This window comes from Amycolatopsis sp. NPDC114484 (assembly GCF_055633755.1).
This window is the reverse complement of sequence record NZ_JBVKDQ010000005.1, coordinates 230970-249451: the sequence shown is the minus strand read 5'-3', so window position 1 is coordinate 249451 and position 18482 is coordinate 230970. Positions and strand designations below refer to the sequence as shown.

General features: G+C 69.7%; 23 protein-coding genes. 6 read left to right on the top strand and 17 right to left on the bottom strand.

Annotation, left to right across the window (positions count from 1 at the left end):
* Nucleotides 1-546: 546 nt before the first annotated feature.
* The 8 genes from ACZ7SW_RS16080 to ACZ7SW_RS16045 all read right to left on the bottom strand — a co-directional run bounded on the left by ACZ7SW_RS16080 (nucleotide 547) and on the right by ACZ7SW_RS16045 (nucleotide 7716).
* Nucleotides 547-1134, bottom strand: coding sequence for a nitroreductase family protein (locus ACZ7SW_RS16080; protein WP_470231157.1), 588 nt, complete (start codon nucleotides 1132-1134; stop codon nucleotides 547-549).
* A gap of 870 nt (nucleotides 1135-2004) precedes the next feature.
* Entirely contained in the window at nucleotides 2005-2388 is a 384-nt protein-coding gene (locus ACZ7SW_RS16075) for a histone-like nucleoid-structuring protein Lsr2 (RefSeq protein WP_470231156.1), read from the bottom strand.
* Nucleotides 2389-2517: 129 nt separating this feature from the next.
* Nucleotides 2518-3768, bottom strand: coding sequence for a bifunctional 3,4-dihydroxy-2-butanone-4-phosphate synthase/GTP cyclohydrolase II (locus tag ACZ7SW_RS16070; protein ID WP_470231155.1), 1251 nt, complete (start codon nucleotides 3766-3768; stop codon nucleotides 2518-2520).
* A gap of 125 nt (nucleotides 3769-3893) precedes the next feature.
* The gene (locus tag ACZ7SW_RS16065; RefSeq protein WP_470231154.1) at nucleotides 3894-4319 is read right to left on the bottom strand and encodes a MarR family winged helix-turn-helix transcriptional regulator; all 426 of its coding nucleotides are present in this window, start codon (nucleotides 4317-4319) and stop codon (nucleotides 3894-3896) included.
* A gap of 4 nt (nucleotides 4320-4323) precedes the next feature.
* Entirely contained in the window at nucleotides 4324-5547 is a 1224-nt protein-coding gene (locus ACZ7SW_RS16060; protein ID WP_470231153.1) for a CynX/NimT family MFS transporter, read from the bottom strand.
* Entirely contained in the window at nucleotides 5544-6227 is a 684-nt protein-coding gene (locus ACZ7SW_RS16055; RefSeq protein WP_470231152.1) for a FadR/GntR family transcriptional regulator, read from the bottom strand. Before ACZ7SW_RS16055 ends, ACZ7SW_RS16060 begins: the two co-directional genes overlap by 4 nt.
* A 124-nt stretch (nucleotides 6228-6351) precedes the next feature.
* Entirely contained in the window at nucleotides 6352-6948 is a 597-nt protein-coding gene (locus ACZ7SW_RS16050) for a TetR/AcrR family transcriptional regulator (RefSeq protein ID WP_470231151.1), read from the bottom strand.
* Between the two features lie 9 nt (nucleotides 6949-6957).
* Nucleotides 6958-7716 (bottom strand): creatininase family protein, encoded by a 759-nt coding sequence (locus tag ACZ7SW_RS16045; protein ID WP_470231150.1) that lies wholly within the window; start codon nucleotides 7714-7716, stop codon nucleotides 6958-6960.
* Between the two features lie 117 nt (nucleotides 7717-7833).
* Between ACZ7SW_RS16045 and ACZ7SW_RS16040 the strand changes: the two genes are divergently transcribed.
* From ACZ7SW_RS16040 to ACZ7SW_RS16020, 5 genes are read left to right on the top strand one after another with little or no spacing between them, the layout of a single operon-like run.
* Nucleotides 7834-9006: an LLM class flavin-dependent oxidoreductase gene (locus ACZ7SW_RS16040; protein ID WP_470231149.1), complete on the top strand. Its 1173-nt coding sequence runs from the start codon at nucleotides 7834-7836 to the stop codon at nucleotides 9004-9006.
* Nucleotides 9003-9815 carry an enoyl-CoA hydratase/isomerase family protein gene (locus ACZ7SW_RS16035; RefSeq protein ID WP_470231148.1) on the top strand — a complete coding sequence of 271 codons (813 nt, stop codon included), beginning with the start codon at nucleotides 9003-9005 and terminating at the stop codon, nucleotides 9813-9815. The genes ACZ7SW_RS16040 and ACZ7SW_RS16035 overlap by 4 nt, the downstream gene beginning before the upstream one ends.
* 11 nt (nucleotides 9816-9826) lie before the next feature.
* Nucleotides 9827-10585, top strand: a complete 759-nt coding sequence (locus ACZ7SW_RS16030) for an enoyl-CoA hydratase/isomerase family protein (protein WP_470231147.1) — start codon at nucleotides 9827-9829, stop codon at nucleotides 10583-10585.
* Nucleotides 10578-11078 carry a flavin reductase family protein gene (locus ACZ7SW_RS16025; RefSeq protein WP_470231146.1) on the top strand — a complete coding sequence of 167 codons (501 nt, stop codon included), beginning with the start codon at nucleotides 10578-10580 and terminating at the stop codon, nucleotides 11076-11078. The genes ACZ7SW_RS16030 and ACZ7SW_RS16025 overlap by 8 nt, the downstream gene beginning before the upstream one ends.
* Nucleotides 11044-12918, top strand: a complete 1875-nt coding sequence (locus ACZ7SW_RS16020) for an AMP-dependent synthetase/ligase (RefSeq protein WP_470231145.1) — start codon at nucleotides 11044-11046, stop codon at nucleotides 12916-12918. The genes ACZ7SW_RS16025 and ACZ7SW_RS16020 overlap by 35 nt, the downstream gene beginning before the upstream one ends.
* A gap of 223 nt (nucleotides 12919-13141) precedes the next feature.
* Here the strand turns inward: ACZ7SW_RS16020 and ACZ7SW_RS16015 are convergent, their stop codons facing one another.
* Nucleotides 13142-13501 (bottom strand): VOC family protein, encoded by a 360-nt coding sequence (locus tag ACZ7SW_RS16015; protein WP_470231144.1) that lies wholly within the window; start codon nucleotides 13499-13501, stop codon nucleotides 13142-13144.
* 73 nt (nucleotides 13502-13574) lie between these two features.
* On the opposite strand from ACZ7SW_RS16015, the gene ACZ7SW_RS16010 reads away from it, so the two are divergent.
* A complete protein-coding gene (locus tag ACZ7SW_RS16010) occupies nucleotides 13575-13766 on the top strand; it encodes a DUF2795 domain-containing protein (protein ID WP_470231143.1) in 192 nt (63 codons plus the stop codon).
* Nucleotides 13767-13776: 10 nt separating this feature from the next.
* Here ACZ7SW_RS16010 and ACZ7SW_RS16005 read toward each other — a convergent pair whose 3' ends face one another.
* From ACZ7SW_RS16005 to ACZ7SW_RS15970, 8 genes are all read right to left on the bottom strand, one after another.
* Complete coding sequence (locus ACZ7SW_RS16005) at nucleotides 13777-14214, bottom strand: PPOX class F420-dependent oxidoreductase (protein ID WP_470231142.1); 438 nt, start codon at nucleotides 14212-14214, stop codon at nucleotides 13777-13779.
* A 74-nt stretch (nucleotides 14215-14288) separates the two neighbouring features.
* Entirely contained in the window at nucleotides 14289-16070 is a 1782-nt protein-coding gene (locus ACZ7SW_RS16000; protein WP_470231141.1) for a complex I subunit 5 family protein, read from the bottom strand.
* 2 nt (nucleotides 16071-16072) lie between these two features.
* Complete coding sequence (locus tag ACZ7SW_RS15995; protein ID WP_354751095.1) at nucleotides 16073-16426, bottom strand: NADH-quinone oxidoreductase subunit K; 354 nt, start codon at nucleotides 16424-16426, stop codon at nucleotides 16073-16075.
* The gene (locus ACZ7SW_RS15990; protein WP_470231140.1) at nucleotides 16423-17136 is read right to left on the bottom strand and encodes an MnhB domain-containing protein; all 714 of its coding nucleotides are present in this window, start codon (nucleotides 17134-17136) and stop codon (nucleotides 16423-16425) included. Before ACZ7SW_RS15990 ends, ACZ7SW_RS15995 begins: the two co-directional genes overlap by 4 nt.
* Complete coding sequence (locus ACZ7SW_RS15985; protein WP_470231139.1) at nucleotides 17133-17369, bottom strand: Na(+)/H(+) antiporter subunit B; 237 nt, start codon at nucleotides 17367-17369, stop codon at nucleotides 17133-17135. The genes ACZ7SW_RS15990 and ACZ7SW_RS15985 overlap by 4 nt, the downstream gene beginning before the upstream one ends.
* The gene (locus tag ACZ7SW_RS15980) at nucleotides 17366-17665 is read right to left on the bottom strand and encodes a cation:proton antiporter (protein WP_470231138.1); all 300 of its coding nucleotides are present in this window, start codon (nucleotides 17663-17665) and stop codon (nucleotides 17366-17368) included. Before ACZ7SW_RS15980 ends, ACZ7SW_RS15985 begins: the two co-directional genes overlap by 4 nt.
* Entirely contained in the window at nucleotides 17662-17913 is a 252-nt protein-coding gene (locus ACZ7SW_RS15975) for a monovalent cation/H+ antiporter complex subunit F (protein WP_470231137.1), read from the bottom strand. The genes ACZ7SW_RS15980 and ACZ7SW_RS15975 overlap by 4 nt, the downstream gene beginning before the upstream one ends.
* On the bottom strand, nucleotides 17910-18365 hold the full coding sequence (locus ACZ7SW_RS15970; protein ID WP_470231136.1) for a hypothetical protein: 456 nt from the start codon (nucleotides 18363-18365) through the stop codon (nucleotides 17910-17912). Before ACZ7SW_RS15970 ends, ACZ7SW_RS15975 begins: the two co-directional genes overlap by 4 nt.
* Nucleotides 18366-18482 lie beyond the last annotated feature (117 nt).

Below are 18482 nucleotides of genomic sequence, written 5' to 3'. Positions count from 1 at the left end.
TGATCCGGTGGCGGTGTTTTGGGCCTTGGGTTCGGCTGAGTTGCTCTCGCCGCATCGGGCAATTGCGCGGCTGGTCGCGGCGTCCCCTTGGGCCCCGCCGTCAGGATCAGCTCTCGCCCGCCCACATCCACCGCCGCGTCCGGCTGATCCGGTGGCGGTGTTTTGGGCCTTGGGTTCGGCTGAGTTGCTCTCGCCGCATCGGGCAATTGCGCGGCTGGTCGCGGCGTCCCCTTGGGCCCCGTCGCCGCGATCAGCTCTTGCCTGTCGGCATCCACGGCCGCGTCCGGCGCGGGGTGACTCGTCTCTTCCTGGACTCGGCCCAGTTCGACGCCCTCGCGCAGGACGCGGCCTGCTCGGGCGGCGCGTCCTGACTGTCGGCAGCGACCAGATCTACCCGCGAGCTGCCGGACTGCCCGGCGACCGGATCTGCCGGGCAAGCGGCCGGACCGCCCGGCGTGCCGATCCGGCCGATCGCGGGCTGGCCCGGCGTGGCGCGGCCAGGCGGTCGCCGAGCGCGGTCAGGAGCCGCAGTGTCCTGCCGCTGTCCTACCACTGTCCGAAGTGGACAGTCTCGCTCTCCGGCCTCCGCCTGCGAGTCGCCGGGGAGGCGCCCGCGGAGATCTTGGCGTCGGCGTCGTGGCCGATGGCGATCGCGCCGACCGGCTCGTGGCTTTCGGGCACGCCGAATTCGGTGCGCACCTTGGCGTAATCCTCCGCGCCGATGCCGAAATACACCGCGCCGAGCCCCTCGTCCACCACGGTCTGCAGGATCAGCAGGACGGCCATGCCGGTGTCGAGGTACCAGAACGGCACCGGCCAGTGGTCCTCGCTGCGGTCGGTCCAGCCCTTGTCCGGCTGGGCGTAGCGGTCGAGGTAAACGTCCTTCACCGAGAACGGGATCACGACCACCGGCGCGGCTTTGACGCCGTCGTCCAGCGTCCAGGACTCGAGGGTGTCGGCGAATCGCCGCACGTCGTCGCCCTGCAGGACCAGGAACGCCTGGCCCTGCGAGAATCCGGCCGACGGCCCGCGCAGCGCGTTGCGCATGATCCGCCGGATGCTGTCCTCGGACACGGGCTCGTCGGTGAACTTGCGCACCATGCGCCTGCGCCGCACGACTTCCTGAAACTCCATCGCTGCCCCCTGGAGGAAGTTTTTCGGGCAACTGTAGCGGGTTTCCCGTGCTCGCGGCCCGCTCTGGCGGCGATTTCGATGGCCGCCCGGCTGTCGAGGAGCGGGGGCGGCTCCTCGGACGCGGTGTCGGGAGCGGCGGTGCGGGCGGTCAGGGTGAGGCTGGCATCTGTGGTGAGCTGCGTGGCTCGCGACCTTCTCCCGGCACAGACCGGGCCCCGGCGATGGCCGTAGTAGGGGCCAGCCCGATCTGCTCAGGCGTGATCTTGGCCTTGGCGCTCATGCCCTCCGCAGCGCGACGGGTGCTGGGGGAGGAGTCCGCCAGGAGCGGCTGCGCAGAGTTGTCATGAAATTACGGACAGTACTGCTCGCGATCTGTGCTGGTCTCGGCGGCGGAATCACCGGGGGATATGCTGCCGCCCATCGCCGCGTCTGACGATCATCTGTCTATTGAGGACAGTCTACTTCGGAGTGTGAGACCGCTCCGTGGCCGTGGGCGCAGCCTTCGGCGGCGCGGAAGAGATAGCGGGCCACGAGAGCCCGACCGCGTCCAGGACTTCCCCGGACCCGCCGCCGATGAGCTGGGTGTGCTGCTCGGCGCTGGCCAGGCGAGCACCGCGACCGCAGCGCCGGAGCCGCAAAGTCCCCCGCTCCGCAACGACGGGAAAACACCGCCCGGCCGGAGGCATTAGCCTGCGGCCGGGCGGTGTTTTCCCGTCGAGAGCGGAGGCCTCGAACTCCCGTGTTCCGGTTTGCCGCGCGGCCGCCGGGCGGAAATCCGCCGGGCGGCGGCGGGCGAAACTCCGGCGGGGGTGCGAACGCCTCGTCCGGAGTTTCCGAAATGATCTACGCGGAACGCGTCGGGCCCGGAGCTTATTTGCCCGCGCGCTTTTTCGCGGGGCGCTTGCGGGGTTTCGCCTCCGGCTTCTGGCTTTCCTCGTAGGCGGCGATCACCTCGCGCGGGATGCGGCCGCGTTCGGCGATGGCCCAGTTGTTGTCGAGGGCCCACGTGCGGATCGCCTTGGAGCGTTCGCGTTCCTCGGCCGTCGGCGCGGCCGTGGCCCGCACGGTCGTCTTGCGGCCGCCGGTGCGGCGGGCGGAGGCGATGAACGTCGCCAGTTCCTCGCGCAGGGTGGCGGCGTTCTTGTCGGACAGGTCGATTTCGTACTGGACGCCGTCGAGTCCGAAGGGGACGGTCTGCCCGGCTTCGGACCCGTCGAGGTCGTCGATCATCTCGACGAGGACTTTCTGTGCCATCGCGGTGACTCCTCCTGGAAACGGGACGCGGTCACCGCAAACCATAACAGGAGTCCACTGTGGCTGGTCGGCGGCAATAATATAACGCCGGCCGCGCGGGTGGAATTGGCGCGCGGAGAGGAACGGCCGTCAGCGGGTTTTCCGCTCCGGCACCGGATCGGTCAGCGCTTCGAAGGCGTGTCCCATCCGGTCGCGTTTCGTCCGGAGGTAACGCAGGTTCTGCGGAGTTTCGACCGGGCGCAGTGCGACCCGCTCGGCGAGGTGCAGTCCGTAATCGCCGAGTCCGCGGTATTTCTCCGGGTTGTTGGTGATGAGGCGCACTCGCCGGACGCCGAGATGCTCGAGGATCTGCGCGCCGGAAGCATAGGAGCGGGAGTCCGCGGGAAGGCCCAGCGCGACATTGGCGTCGACGGTGTCGAGACCGGATTCCTGCAGTGCGTAAGCCTCGATCTTGGGAGCGAGGCCGATGCCGCGGCCCTCGTGGCCGCGCAGGTAGACGATGACCCCGCAGCCCTCGTCGGCCACCGCGCGCATCGCTTGCTCCAGCTGGGTGCCGCAGTCGCAGCGCAACGAGCCGAGGATGTCGCCGGTGAGGCATTCGCTGTGCACCCGCACCAGCGCGCCGCGCTCGGAGTTCCCCGCGGCGGCGACGTCGCCCATGACGAGGGCGAGATGCTCGGTACCGTCCCAGCGGGACCGGTACGCGATCGCGCGGAAGTCGCCGAAAGCGGTCGGCATCGCGGCGGTCGCGACCGGTTCGACCAGCCGCTCGTTGGTGCGGCGATGCCGGACCAAGTCGGCGATGGCGACGACGGGCAGGCCGTGTCCGGCGGCGAACTCCCGCACTCCGGCGTCGCGCAGCATTTCGCCGTCCGGGCCGATCAGTTCGCTGATGACACCGACCGGCTCGCGACCGGCCAGCTGCAGCAGATCGACAGCGGCTTCGGTGTGCCCGGCGCGGACGAGCACGCCGCCGTCCCGGGCGCGCAACGGAAAGATGTGACCCGGTCGGCGAAGACTCTCTGGTTTCGAGGCCGGATCGGCGAGCGCCCGGCAGGTGCGCGCGCGTGCTGTCGCGGACACTCCGGTCCCGGCGTCTGCGTGATCGACTGACACGGTGAACGCGGTGCCGTGCGCGTCTTCGTTGTCCGCGACCATGGGCGGAAGCGCGAGGGCGTCGGCTCGTTCCGCCGTCATCGGCGCGCAGACGATTCCGGTGGTGTGCGCGACGAGGAAGGCCATCTGGGCGGCAGTGACCCGGTCGGCCGCGAGCACGAGGTCGCCTTCGTTCTCCCGGTCGTGATCGTCGACGACCACGATCATCCGGCCTTCCTCGAGCGCGCACACCGCCGCGCGCACGCTGTCCTCGATAGCGAGCATGTCGAACCTCCGGAGTCCTGAAGCCGCTCGAAGTTACTGGACAATAATGAAAATGAAGCCGTGAACTGGGCTCGGCTATATGTGTATGTTATCGGCCAATAACATTGAGCGGAAGAGGGCAGTGCTCACCTGCCGGGGAGCGCACCGCTCCGCCGGAGATCGCGGACGAAACAGCCGAGCAGGTCCGCGAACCGCGCGCGTTCCTCCGGGGACCAGCCAGCGAGAGCCTCGCCGAACCGGGCGGCCCGGCGCTGCCGTTCGCTCTCCAGGATCCGGCGGCCCGCGGCAGTCACGGCGAGCGGGCTGACGCGGCCGTCCCGGGGATCGGCACGGCGCTCGACCAGCCCGGACCGGACCAGCCCGGCGACCTGACGGCTGACTGTCGACGGGTTCACGCCCAGGACCTCGGCGATTTCCCCGGCCCGGAACGGGCCCTCGCCGGCGAGCATGGCCAGCAGCGGCAAGCACATCGGCTCGGCCGGTGCCGCTTCCGCTCGCTTGACCAGGCGCGCGAGCGCGAGAAGCTGGTCGGCGAGGTCGATGTCAGCCATGGTTTCAGCGCTCAGCGCGAACGTGGCGGTCGCGCCCGGCCCCGTACCCGGTGAAGACCATCACGACGCTCAGCGCGGTGAGCGCGACGAGCGCGCCGGACCAGCTTCCGGTGGCGTCGTGGAGGATGCCGAGCAGCAGCGGTCCGGCGGCGGCGACCAGGTAGCCGATGGACTGCGCCATCCCGGCCAGGGCGGTGGTCTCGCTGGGGCCGGTGGCGCGCTGGCTCTGGAAGCTGAGCGCGAGCACGAGACAGACTCCGGTGCCCAGCCCGAGCAGCGTGCACCCGACGATCGCGATTCCGGGCGCCAGAAGGAGAATCGCGAACCCGGAGGCGGTGACCGCCGACGCCGCGGCCGCGGGGAGGCGCTGGTCGGCCCGGCCCCGGGTGAGCAGGGGCAGCACCATGCCGGTGGCCAGTGCGACGAGCTGGTAATAGAACAGCGTCCAGCCGGCCGCCGCGGTGCTCATGCCCTGTCCGCTGAGGATGCTGGGCAGCCACGCGACGGCGGTGTAGAAGGCGAGCGACTGCAGGCCCATGAAGAGGGAAACCTGCCACGCCAGCCAGGACCGCCACGGCGTCGGCGCGTGCGTGCCGTGGGCCGGCGAGCCGGGGTCCGGACGCGAGCCGCGCAGCCGGGGCAGCCATCCGGCCAGCGCGGCCACGGCGACGACCACTGCCCAGGCGAGGGCGGAATGCCAGCCGCCCGGCAAAACCCCCGCCAGCGGAACGGAAATCCCGGACGACACCGCGGCGACCACGCCCATGACGGTGACGTAAAGGGCGCTGACGGTGTGCACCCGCGAGGGCGGCACGTGGGTGCGGATCACCGTGGGCAGCAAGACATTCCCGACGGCGATCGCCGCGGACAGCAGCACCGTTCCCAAGAACAGGCAGGCGATCGACGGCAGCGACCGGACCAATGTGCCCGCTGCCAGCACCGCCAGCGAGAGCACGAGCAGCCGCGTGGAACCGATCCGATGCGAAACGCGGCCGACGAGCGGGGAAGTCACCGCGAACATGAGCAGGGGCAAGGTATTCAGCACACCGCCCGCCGAGGCCGGCAGCCCGGTGTCGTGTTCGATGGCGGGCAGCAGGGTGCCGACGCCGGTCAGGGTCGCTCGGAGATTGGCTGCCACCAAGAGGATCGCGAGCAGCAGTCCGGCGGACCACTCGGGTTTGGTGATCGGTCTTTTCGCGACTGCGGGGGCTTCGACGTCGGCGGTCACTTCTCCCGCTCCGTTCCGGTGCCGGTGAGCTTCACGATTTCGGCGGCGCAGTAGCGCGCCCCGACCTCGTCCCCGGCGGCGATCGCGTCGACCAGCCGCCGGTGCAGCCGGGTGTGCTCGGCGGCGGTCGCGTCGGGCCAGAGGGTGTCGCCGATCTGCTCGGCGACGGAGGCGCTGAGGACGTCGTACACCTCGGTGAGCAGGGAGTTCCGGCCCGCGTTCACGACGGCCTGATGGAAGCGGACGTCCGCCTCGACGGCAGTTTCGGTGTCGTCCCGCTTCTCGGCTTCGTCGAGCAGCCGCCGCAGGCTGACCAGGTCGTCGTCGGTGCGGCGCACCGCGGCCAGGCCCGAGGCGTACTCCTCCAGGACGGCGCGGAGTTCCAGCACGTCGCTCCGCCGCGAGGAGTTGGCCCGCCGCATCAGGACGGACTGCATCTCGCTCGACGCCCGGACGTACGTCCCGTCGCCCCGGCGGGCCTCCAGCAGGCCGAGGTGCACCAGCGCGCCGAGCGCCTCCCGCACCGTCGTCCGCCCGACGCCGAGCTGCTTGACCAGGTCGTTCTCGGCCGGAATGCGCATCCCGACCGGCCATTCGCCCGAGGCGATCTGCTCCCGCAGGGTGTCCACGAGTTGCGCGGCGAGGCTCGCGACCCGGCTGGGTGCCCGAAGATCGTTCATAAGGCGACCCTAACACCGAATGTCAGACATTTGCATGTGACCGAGGTCGCGGGACGGTTCCGGACCCGGTCAAGGTCTGTGCGGGGGAGGCTGAGTGCTCCCCGCACGGCTGGCCGCGGGTGCGTCAGACGGTGCCCGCCGGGACGAGCAGCGCGTTGATCGCGGCCGTGCGGATTGTCGTCGCGACGCTTTCCGGATCGAGGCCGCTGTTGAACTGCGGGACGGAGTTGATCATCGAGAACACGGCATGGGTCAGGACCCGGTTCTGCGCGTCCGACAGGTCCGGGCGCAGCCGCTCCACCAGGGCGCTCCACTCCTCGGCGTAGAGGCGCATCATGCGGCGCATCCGGTGCCGTTCCTCTTCGGGGACGTTGTGCTCGTTCTTCAGGAACACCAACGTCGACGGCACATTCTGGAGGCTGCGCGTGACGTGGTAGTCGATCATCGCCTCGAGGGCTTCGCGCGGGTCGGTCACCTCCGCCGCGGTCTCGCGCGCGTTGGCCAGCAGGTCCTTCAGCGGGTCTTCGAGCACGGCGATCAGCAGCGCCTGCTTGCTCGGGAAATGCCGGTACAGCGCGGGACCGGTCACGCCTGCCCGCGCGCCGATCATCTCGGTGGTGACCGCGTCGAAGGCGCGCTCGTGGAACAGCTCGCCGGCGACCTTGATCAGCGTCTCCCTGCGCGAGGAGCGCGGCGACGCGGCGCGAGATGGGCTCGTCATGGGTCGAGTCTAGGTGAGGGGCCGATAACGTGCCGCCGCGTACCGCGCCAGCAGGTCCGCGACCGCGCTGAGACAGGCGAAGCCCAGGTCGGACGACATTCCCTGAGGGTTGCCGAGCACGCCGTTCGGGGCGACAGACCGGACGCCGCCGGTTAATACCCGGGCGAGCAGCTCGTCGTTCATCGGTTCGGCGAGGCCGGCGGCGGCGCGGTCGCTTCGCACCGCTTCCGGCCGGATGGCGAGCATGATCGAGCTTTCGGCCACGTCGGCGTGACCGCCGACGTGGCTGGCGAGGTCGGCGGCGGCGGTGCGCCAGGCGTCGAGCACCGCGGTCGAGTCGGCGAAGGCGGCCACCTCCAAGCCGGCGGGCAGGCGGGCGGCGAGTTTCGGCTCGAGTTCGCTCAGCAACGGGTAGTTGCCGATGTGGGCGGAGAAGATCAGCACTCGACGGAACCCATGTGCGGCAAGACTTTCGCAGCAGTCGAAGCAGATGGCTTCCAGCGTCTCGGGCCGCAGCGAGAGGGTGCCGGGGAAACCGAGATGGTGTGCGGAACAGCCGATTCGCACGGTCGGCAGGACGAGTGCGTCGCCGAGTCGTTCCGCCACGAGTGTGCCCAGCCGGTCGGCGTGCTCGCTGTCGACCGACAGCGGCAGGTGCGCGCCGTGCTGTTCGGTGGCTCCCAGCGGAAGGATCGCGGTGCGCATGCCGCTCGCGACCGCGTCGGCGATCTCCGGCGACGTCAGGCGCTCGATCCGCAGCTCGCTCATGCATTCCTCCCAGGGAAGTTAGCAGCAAGTAACACTTTTCCTCCTCGATCCAGTCTTGACCACGAGTTGACTCCGACTTATGTTATCGAGCAATAACATTGGACGGAAGGAGCGACCATGGACTTCATCCTCATGTCCGAGGGGGACACCCCGGTGGGCCTCACCCACGAGCACCGCTACCGGGAACTGATCGAGGAGGTGCTGCTCGCCGAGCAGGTCGGCTTCGACGCTTTCGGGAGTTCCGAGCAGCACGTCGCCATCGGCACCGCGACGGTGTCCGCGCCGGAGGTGCTCTACCCGTACCTGATGGCGCTCACCAGCCGGATCCGCTTCATCCACCTCGTGACGCTGCTGCCGACGCGGATGAATCACGCGCTGCGCGTCGCCGAGCGGATCGCGACCGAGGACATCCTGTCCCACGGCCGGATCGAACTGGGCACCGGGCGCGGCAACACGACGCTCGCGCTGCGGGCGTTCGAAGTGGACCCGACGGAGAACAAATCCCAGTGGCGCGAAGGGATCGAGCTGATCCGCCGGGCGTTCCTCGACGATCCGTTCTCGTTCGTCGGAGAGCACTACAAGGTCCCGCCGCGCAGTCTGGTGCCGAAGCCGCTGCAGGCGCCGTACCCGCCGATCTCGGTCGCCGCGGGGAGCCCGAGTTCGGTCGAAACCGCCGCCAAGATGGGCATCGGCGCGATCATGGGCGGCTTCTACCTCGGCTACGACCTCGTGGAGAACATGCTGAAGCTCTACGACGAGACCCTCGCCGCCGCCACCCACGAGCACCCGATCACGCCGCGCAAGACGGTCCTGGTCAGCGGCGGCATGCACTGCGCCGAAACGACTGCCCTGGCCCGCGAACAGGCCCGGCCGCTGTTCGAGATGTCCAAGCTTTCCACCGACGCGTTCGGGCGGCTGGCCAAGCTTTCGCAGGACTACGCCTACATGGGCGCGGTCAACGACGTCGATTTCAGCGACGAGGAGTACCTGTTCGAGCGTTCGCAGGGCTTCCTCGTCGGCGACCCGGAGCATTGCGTCGAGCACGTCCAGCGCTACGCGGACATGGGCGTGGAATCCTTGGTGTTGCGGGTGGACAGTCTTCCGCACGACCAGCTGATGCGTTCGATCGAGCTGTTCGGCAAGTACGTGATCCCGCGGTTCAAGCACCCGCGCAATGTGGTGCGCCCGGCCGACGATGTGCTGGCCGGGATCCGTGCCGCGCGTCCCGCGCACGAGGAAGCGCTGCGCCGGTTCCAGTCCGGGGGCAAGGTCGCGGAGGCGGTCCGATGAGCGAGCTTTACCAGCACGGCACCGGAAATGTGCTCGTCGAACGTCCGGCCGACGGCGTTCTGCTGATCACCGTCAACCGGCCCGAGCGGTACAACGCGCTGGTGATGCCGATGTTCGAAGAGCTGGGCCGGATCTGGGCGGACGTCGAACACGACGACGAGACGCGCGTCGTCGTGGTGACCGGTGCCGGTGAAGCGTTTTGCACCGGGATGGACGTCCGCGAACCCGACCCGACGCCGGAAGCGGCGCTCGCGATGCTGGAGGCCGAGCGGCGGCGGATCTCGACCGTGCTGCGGATCGAAAAGCCGATCATCTCCGCGATCAACGGCCCGGCGGTCGGCTACGGCCTGTCGACCGCGTTGCTCGCCGACATCAGCATCGCCGCCGAAGACGCGGTGCTGATCGAAGGGCACACCAAGGTCGGCGTGACCGCGGGCGACCACGCCGCGCTGATCTGGCCGCTGCTGGTCGGGATGGCCAAAACGAAGTACTACGTGCTGACCTCGGAGAAACTGAGCGGGGCCGAGGCGGAGCGGATCGGGCTCGTGAGCCTGGCCGTTCCCCGCGAACAGGTGCTGCCGCGGGCGTTGGAAGTCGCCACTCAGCTCGCGCAGGGCCCGCAGCAGGCGCTCCGGTTCACGAAACGCGCGCTCAACATGTGGCTCACCAATGCGTTGCCACAGCATGAATTGGCCGGTGCGCTGGAGATCCTCGACTTCGCCGGAGCCGACTATCGTGAAGCGCGCCAAGCGTTCCGGGAAAAGCGCCCGCCGGTCTTCCCCTCCGCTTCCGGCGTACCGGCGAACTGAGCGGAGGCGACATGACCACTGCTTCGCTCAGCGCTGTCCAGGTGTCCGAGGAAGCGGACGGCGTGGTGGTCCTGACCCTGAACCGTCCGCCCGCGAACGCGCTCAGCGACTCGCTCATCCGCGGGCTGGCCACGACCCTGGAAGACCTCGCCAGCGGTCCCGCCGTCGTCTTGACCGGTGCGGGCGAGCGGTTCTTCTGCGCTGGCGGCGATCTCAAGGAAGCCGTCGGCTACGACGCCGAATCGATGGTCGAGCGGATGACGTCGTTTCACGCGCTGCTCTGTGCGCTGGGAAGGTTTCCCCGGCCGCTGGTGTGCGCGGTGAACGGCTGGTGCGTCGGTGGCGGGATCGAAATGGCTCTGTTCGCCGATGTCGTTTACGCGTCGGCGCAGGCACGCTTCGTCTTCCCCGAGGTCGACCACGGGATGTTGCCGGCGGTGAAGGGAATCGCCCGGGTACGCGAGGTTTTGGGCGATCGTGGTGCCCGGCGGCTGTTGCTGGGCGGAGAATCCGTCGACGCCTTCGAGGCGAAAACGTTGGGCATTGTCGACGAAGTGGTTGAGCCGGGGGAGTTGCTGGAGGTCGCGACGGCGCGGGCGCGCGCGGCGGCGGCGAAACCGCCGGCGGTGTTCGCGGCCTTGAAACTGGCGTTGCTCCAGGAGACCGCTGTGTGGCCGGACGAGAAACAGCTGCAGGTCACGGCCGCCGACGCGCGAACAGTTTTCACTGACCCTGCCGCACGAACTGCCCGGGAGGCATGGAATGGCTGACGTATCGCACGATCTGGACCCGGCCGTTTTCCGTTCGGCGCTGTCCCGTTTCCCGTCCGGTGTCACGATCGTGACGACCCGGGGCGAGGACGGGACGCTGCACGGATTCACCGCGAGTTCCTTCGCGGCGCTGTCGCTCGATCCGCCGCTGGTGCTCGTGTGCCTCGACCGGGGCGCGACGTGTTTCCCGGTTTTCCTGGCGGCCGAGCGGTTCGTCGTGAACGTGGTGACTCCTTCGCACGCGGACCTGGCGACGAGGTTCGCGACCAAGGGCGAGAACAAGTTCGCCTACGGGAGCTTCGAGTTCGACGAGCAGGGCCACCCGCTCCTGCCGGACGCGGCGGCCGTCCTGCATTGCGAACTGGAGCAAGCCGTCCCCGGCGGGGACCACGTGATCCTCATCGGCCGGGTGCGCGAGGTGCGGACCGGTGCCGGGCTGCCGGTGACGTGGTACCGGGGTGACTTCCTCCACCTCGGCGAGCGTGCCGCGTGAGCGCCGCCGGATCCAGGCTCGCGACGGGAAGGGAGGCCGGATCATGGAGCTGACCGGGTTCGAACCGGAGCGGACGCTGCCGGGTTTGCTGCTCGATCGCGCTCGCCGCGAGCCGGACGCCGTCGCGCTGCGGTATTCGCGCGGCGGGACCGTGCGGGCGATCACCTGGCGGGGGTATCTGGACCGGGTGCGTGAACTGGCGTTCGGCCTTGTCGCACAAGGTGTCCGGCACGGCGATCGGGTCGCGGTGATGAGCGGCGCGCGGCCGGAATGGGTGTTCGCCGCGCTGGCGGTGCAGAGCGTCGGCGGGGTCGTGATCGGCGTGTATCCGACCAACTCGCCCGCGGAGATCGAACAGGTCCTCGTGCACAGCGCGGCGGTCGCGTTCGTCGGCGAGTCGGAAACGGAACTCGCCAAGGTCGCGAAGATCGCCGGGAACACCCCGGACCTGCGGTTCGTCGCCGGGATCGACGCGGCTCCGCCGGATCTGCCGGAGGGGATCGCCGGGGCGAGCTGGGACGACCTGCGCTCGGCTGGAGAACCGGATGCCTTGGCCGAGCTGATCGCCGCCACGAGGCTCGACGACCCGGCCGTGCTCTTCTACACCTCAGGCTCCACCGGAACGCCCAAGGGCGTGACGCATTCGCACCGCACGCTCCAGCACGCGATCCAAAGTGTCATCGGGCTATACCCGGAGAGCCGGACCACGCGGCACGATGTGGTCGGCTTTCTCCCGCTAGCGCATGTGGCACCCGCGGTGTTACTCGTCTTCACTCCGCTGCACACCCGGCTCGTCGTGACTTTCTGCGCCATTGAGGAATACGGCGAGGTACTGCGCGCGGTACGGCCGACGGTCGTGCTGTGGCCGCCTCGGTTTTACGAAAAGCTCGCTGCTGAGCTGATCGAACGAGCTGAGTCCTGGACCGGAATCCGGCGTTTCGCCTATCGGATCGCGATGCGCGTCGGTCGCCGGATGGCCGAGCGACGCTGGTCGAGCCGCCGTCCCTCGGTGCTGTTGAGAATCGCTTACGCCGCAGCGGTTCGCGGAGTTTTTGTTCCGCTGCGGGCAAGTCACGGCATGGACCGGCTGCGCGTCGCGTGGACGGCTTCGGCCGCCATGCCGGAGAGCGTCGTGGCGCTGTGGCAGATCTGGGGCGTCGACCTGCGCGAGAACTACGGGCTCACCGAGACCGGCGGGTGTCCCATCGGGCAGTTCGGGCAGCCGTTCCCTCGGCCGGGGCGGATCGGCCGGGAGTTCCCGGACCCGCGCTTCCAGGCGAAACTCGCCGATGACCGCGAGCTGCTGATCCGCGCGCCCCTGCTGTTCAGCGGGTACTGGCGGAATCCCGGGGCAACCGAAGCGGCGTTCGAGGACGGCTGGTTCCGCACCGGCGACCTGATGGAGCGCACCGCCGGCGGGGACCTCCGGCTGATCGGCCGGAAGAAGGACGTGATCATCACCCGGGGCGGCAAGACGGTCGATCCGCAGCCGATCGAAGTCCGGTTGAAGGAGAGCTCGCTGATCGAGGAAGCGATCGTGGTCGGCGACGGGCGGAAGTACCTGACCGTCCTGATCGAACCGAGCGCGGCCGCCGGTGCGGAGCTGGCCGGCCGGCTGCGGGCGGAGCTGGACCGGGTCAACGCGGACCTCGCGCGGGTCGAGCAGCTGAAGGATTTCCGGGTGCTGCCGCGGGTGCCGGAGGCTTCGCGAGGCGAGCGGACGGCGAACGGGAAGGTGAAACGCGCGGCCGTGGCGGACTCGTTCGCGGGATTGATCGGCGAGATGTACGGCGTGGACGACGACGCGGCGATCGCGGACCACGTGCGGAGGCCGCGTTAGGGAGGGGCGGGTCCTGCTGCCCGCCCCTTTGCGACTGCGCGGACTTCGTGGGGTCCTTGTTCCGGTTGCCGCACAACGGTTCGTCCGTCAGCGACCATGGCGACTGGTGTTGCGGCGACGTCGGGCACCTTGAACGGCGCGGGCAGGCACGCCGTCGTCCGGGCCCGGCGAGGGTGAGGGTCGTGCCGCCTGCGTCGGGGCGTGGCGTGTTAGGGAGGCGTAGCTACTGGGGTCCGTAAATCACGACGGTGTTGCCCCACGGGTCGCGTGCGACCGCGCGGACCTCGTGCGGTCCTTGTTCCGGTTGCCGTACAACGGTTCCCCCGCCAGCGACCAGCGCGGCCAGCGCCGCGGCCACCTCGGGCACCTTGAACGACGCGGCAGGCACGCCGTCGGTGACGTCCTCCTCCGGGCCGACCAGGGCGAGCGTTGTGCCGCCCGCGTCGAGGGCGGCGTAGCGATCTCCGTCGACGAATTTCGCGGGCAGGCCGAAGGTCGTGGCGTAGAACTGCACGGCCGAGCTGACATCGGCGACCGGGTGCAGCACGGTCCCGATCTTGGCCGGGTTCGGGGAGTCGTTCACCAGTCGAGCGTAGCCCGCATTGATCCCGGACCGGGTGGGTATGCGGAGGGAGAATCCGAGGAAAGGGAGTGCCATGTCCGACGTCCGGGAGTATTTGACGGAAGTCGAGTACCCGTGCGAGCGCGAAGAGCTTCTCCGCCGGGCCGCGGCGAAGGGCGCGGGCGACGACGTGCTCGGCCATCTCGGCAAGCTGCCCGAGCAGCGGTACGAGAACGTGGAGGCGGTGCACCGGCTGCTCGGCGAAGACATCGATCCGAATCCGTGAAGACGGCGGGTCAGTCGGCCACGCCCTTCTTCTGGTCGATGAACGTCTGCCGCTCCGGGGTCACCCGCAGGATGACGCGTTCGGACTTGATCGCTTCCGGCGGATAGTCCCCGCCGGTGTACTTGCGGGCGAGCTGGTCGACCTGCAGGCGGGCCCGTTCGCCGGTCTCGACGCCGGTCACGCGGCCGCGGACCTCCGCGTAGCGGTAGGGGTCCCGCTCGTCGCGGATGAGGACGGTGATCCGGTCGTCGCGGGCGATGTTGCGGTACTTGGCCCGGTGAGTCTCGGTGTTGAGCACGATCTTGCCGTTCTCGGCGTGCACCCAGATCATCTGCGTCTGCAGCCGGCCGCTCGGCAGCACGGTGGTGACCGCGGCGAAGTTCTTGCCGGTGGCCAGTTCTTCGGTCTCGGGCAGCAGTTTCGGGCCGTCGGCGGTGCGGGCGGGCACGGCAACTCCTCACAGTCGGCGTCACGGACCGCCGTGCGGGTACCCGGACGGCCGGCGGGCAAACCCGGGCGAGGTCAGAGCCAGACCAGCCCGGCGAGGACGGCGACGCCCGCGAGCAGCCAGGCCACGTAGTCGCCGACCTGGCCGGAATGCGCGCGGTGCAGGACGGTCAGGGCTTCGTGCACCGGTTTCGGGGTCCGGTGCCGCGACCACAGTGCACCTGCCGCGGTGCCGAGGGCGAGCACGGCGGTCACCGCCGCGGACAGCAGGCCGGGGCCGGTCCAGGACAGTTCGGAGCCCGTCGTGGGCAGGGACGGCGGAAGCGTGGGCAGGACGTCGTGCAGGTAGCCCGCGCGGTCGACCGCTTGCGCCCCGGCCGCCGCGGCGACGTCACGGAGCCACGGAGCGACTCCAGCGGCCAGCGCGAAGCCGAGCAGGACGACGATGGCGGCGAGCATCGGCACCGGGGTGCGCCGGATCGGCTGGCCGGTTTCGGGTTGCTCGCCGGAGCCGGTGGTCGTGTCGGCGGAATCGCCGGCGGGCGGCCTGCCGAGTCCGAAGTAGACTCGCAGCCCGGCGCGCAGCACCGCCGCGGCGGTCAGCGCGGAAACCACGGCGAACACGACCGTCAGCCATTCCGGGCCGGCGTGTTCGGCAGCGTCTTTGCCCAGCGCCAGTCCGAACGGCGGCAGCCCGGCGAGTGCGGTCGCCGCGATCAGGAACAGCACCGCTTCCGTCCGCGAATGCGTTGCGCGGCCGAACAGATCGTGCTCGTCGACGCTGCCGTAGCGGTCCTTCAACACCCCGGTGAGCAGGAAGAGCGCGCCTTTGGCCCCGGCGTGCCCGAGCACTGAGAGGACGAACGCGGCCGTCGCCTCGCCGCCGGTCGCGGCCAGTCCGCAAAGGAACAGTCCGATGTGGGCGATGGTCGAGTAGGCCAGCAACCGTTTGAGATGCCGCTGGGTGAAGCAAAGCACCGCGCCGAGCACCGCACTGGCGATCCCGGCGGCGAGGAAGATCCGGCTGACGGTGGCGTCGTCCAGCACGGCGCCGAACACGGTGGTGCGGATGCGGAGCACGCCGTAGAGGCCGAGTTCGACCATGACGCCGGAAAACAGCACGCACACCGGTGTCGGCGCGACGGCGTGCGCGTCGGCGAGCCAGAAGTGGAACGGCACGGTCGCGGCTTTGACCAGCAGTCCGGTGCACACCAAGACAAACGCGGCGATGACGATGGCGTCCGCCGGATGTCCGTCGAGCGCGACTCCCAGCTGGGCGAGGCCGAGCTGGCCGCCGCGCGCGTAGAGCAGGCCGATGCCCATCAGCGTGAAGTACGCGCCGAGGGAGTTCACGACGCCGAAGTTCAGCGCGCCCTGCACGGAGTCCGCCTCTTCGATCCGGTACCCGGTGAGGGCGTAGGCGACGCCGCTCATCAGCTCGAAGAACACGAACAGCGTGAACAGGTCGCCGGTGAAGAGAAACCCGAGCATTCCGGTCAGGAAGAGCATCATCATCGCGTGGTAGCGGGCTTCGACGGCTTCGAAGTAATGCCAGCTGTAGAGCAGCGCGCAGACCGTCAGAAACGCGGCCAGCGCGGCGAAAGTCGTGTTCAGGCCGTCCGCGACGAGCACGATGCCGACCGAACGGGTGCCCTCCGGGCCTTGCCGGCCCAGCCAGGCGACCATTCGCTCGTGGTGTGCCGCGGTCAGCAGGACCACGCACAGCACGCAAACGGCTGCTGCGGTCAGGGTGGCGGTCACGTCGACTACGACGCGGGGGAGTTTGCCGCCGAGGCCGAGCAGCAGGCAGGCGGCCAGCAGCGGGACGGCGATGGCGAGCGCGGGCAGGGTCGTCATGGTCAGCCGCGCAGCGCACGCAGTTCGTCGGGGTCGACCGTGCCGTGGCGGCGCGAGATCTGCAGCGTCAGGGCGAGCAGGAGCGCGGTAATGGTCGCCGAGACGACGATGTCGGTGAGCGTCATGGCCTGCACCATCGGGTCGACCACCGGCTGCGACTGCCCCTGCGCCACGATCGGGGCGGTGGCCTGGTCCTGGTAGCCGATCGCCAGCAGCAGGACGTAGGTGCCGGATTGCGCGACCGACAGCGACACCACGGTGTGCACGAGGTGCCGGCTGCGCATGATCCCGGCGCAGCCGAGCAGCAGGAGCCAAGCCGCCACTCCGTAGCAAGCCGCCGACACCACGCCCGTCACTGTTCCTCCAGCCCGTGCACGAAGAACCGCGACAGCAGCACGACGAACCCGGCGGCGACCTCGATGCCGATCAGGACGCTCAGCACCAGAACGGTTCCGGACGAGAGCAGCGAGCCGAATTGGCCGAGTGGCAGAACATTCGCGAGGAACGAGCCGCCGACGGCCAGTCCCATCAGGCCGGTCACGACATAGAGGCCGGTGGCCGCCGCCTCGGCGTATTCGCACCAGTCGATCGGGCGCAGCCGGGCGAGTGCGCCGTAACTGCCGGAGAGATAGAGCAGGTGCCAGCCGGTCGCGAGGACGACACCGCCCTGGAAACCGCCGCCCGGCGTCAGGTGCCCGTGCAGGACGATGTCGAGGCCCAGCAGCACCGAGACCGGCAGGAGCAGGAATCCGCCGAGCTTCACCGCGGGCAGGACGTAGCCGTTGTTGTCCGGTTTCTGCTCTTTCTTGGGCGGCTGCAGCAAGGCGAGCGTGCCGACCACCGCGGCGGCGACGATCGTTTCCTCGCCGAGGGTGTCGAGCGCGCGGAGGTCGAAGTTGATCGAGGACACCAGGTTCGGGGTGGCCTCCCGGAAACCCATGGGCAGCACCAGGTCCCGGTAGCCGTGGCCGGCGGTCCCGGCGGCCGGCATCCGGGTGAACGCGGCGATGAACAGCGCGGCGACCCCGGCCAGCCCGGCGGCGCCGACAACGTCGCGGGGCCTCATCGCTTGCCCGTCTTCCGCAGCGTCAGCAGGACGAGGAGCGGGACGACAGCCGCCCCGACGGCGAGTTCGGACAGCGCGACGTCCGGTGCCTGGAACACGACGAAAAGCACGGTCAGGCACAGGGAAAACACCGTGAGCGTGATCGCCTGCCGTTTCGGGTCGTGCGTCGCGACGACGGCGAACCCGGCCACTGCGACCAGCGCGAGCGCGACGAGCAGCACGGCGGCCGTCATGCGGGGAGGTCCTCGTCGATCTCGCCGCGGCGGCGGGCCTCGAGCCGGGCGGTGGCCGACTGCAGGATCGGGCTGGTGACCGCGAGCAGCACGACCGTGACGAGGATCGCGCCCGAGCCGAACTGGACGCCGTTGACCAGGACGAGCCCGGCACCGATGAGCGGAGCGCCGAGCGTGGTCGCCGGGGCGAGAAGGTGCAGGCGGGTGAGCAAATCCTTGGCGCGCACCAGTCCTGCGGCGGAGGCGAGGATGACGAACACCCCGGCGAAGACGAGAATCTGGGCGGCGAGCGTCATCGGGTCCCCAGGAGTCGCGCGAAGACGAGCGTCCCGGCGAAGGCGAGGACGGTCAGCGTCAGCGGGAGGATGACGGCGCTGGACGGGCCGTACGCCTGGACGAGCAGCAGGAGCGTCAGGACGGTGACGGTGCCGGCGAACTGCATGCCGACCAGGCGTTCGATCGCGGTGCCCCGGGCGGCGAGCCACAACGCGGTGCCGAGACCGCCCGCCATCAGGAGCAGGGCGGCGAGGAGGAGCCACGTCATCGCGTCACCCGATCGAGGGTCGATGAGCCGGGGAGCAGCCGGTGGATGACGACGTCGGTGCGGTCCGGCGGGCTCGCGACGACCATCGCCCCGGGTGTGCAGCCGAGGACGACCGTCGCGACGGCGAGCCGTGCTTCGTGTTCCGCGCGAGGTCCGGCCGGGACGGTGACTTTCTCGAAGTTTCCGGCGGAGGGTCGCTGGAAGACGGTGCGCAAAGCGGCGACGGACTCGCTTACGGCGGCCTTGGGAAGCGATGTCAACCAGGACAGCCAGCTGGCTTTGACATGCCACGAACCCTGCATCGCCCGGCGCGCGGACCGGGCGCCGATCGCGCAGACCGCCGCGGCGCCGGTACCGACGATCAATTCCGGGGCCGACGGGGTGGACAGCGTGAGGGTCCACAGCCCGGTCAGGGCTAGCCACCACAGCGGAATCTCGGTCGCAGCGCGCATGTCTCACCTCGGGCAGGGGCTACCCACTACGGCGACCGGCCAATCCGCAATGGCTCCCCGGTACGCGACGACAGAGGTCCGTGAGGGGAACCCTGAGGGAATCAGAGTCCCTCAGGG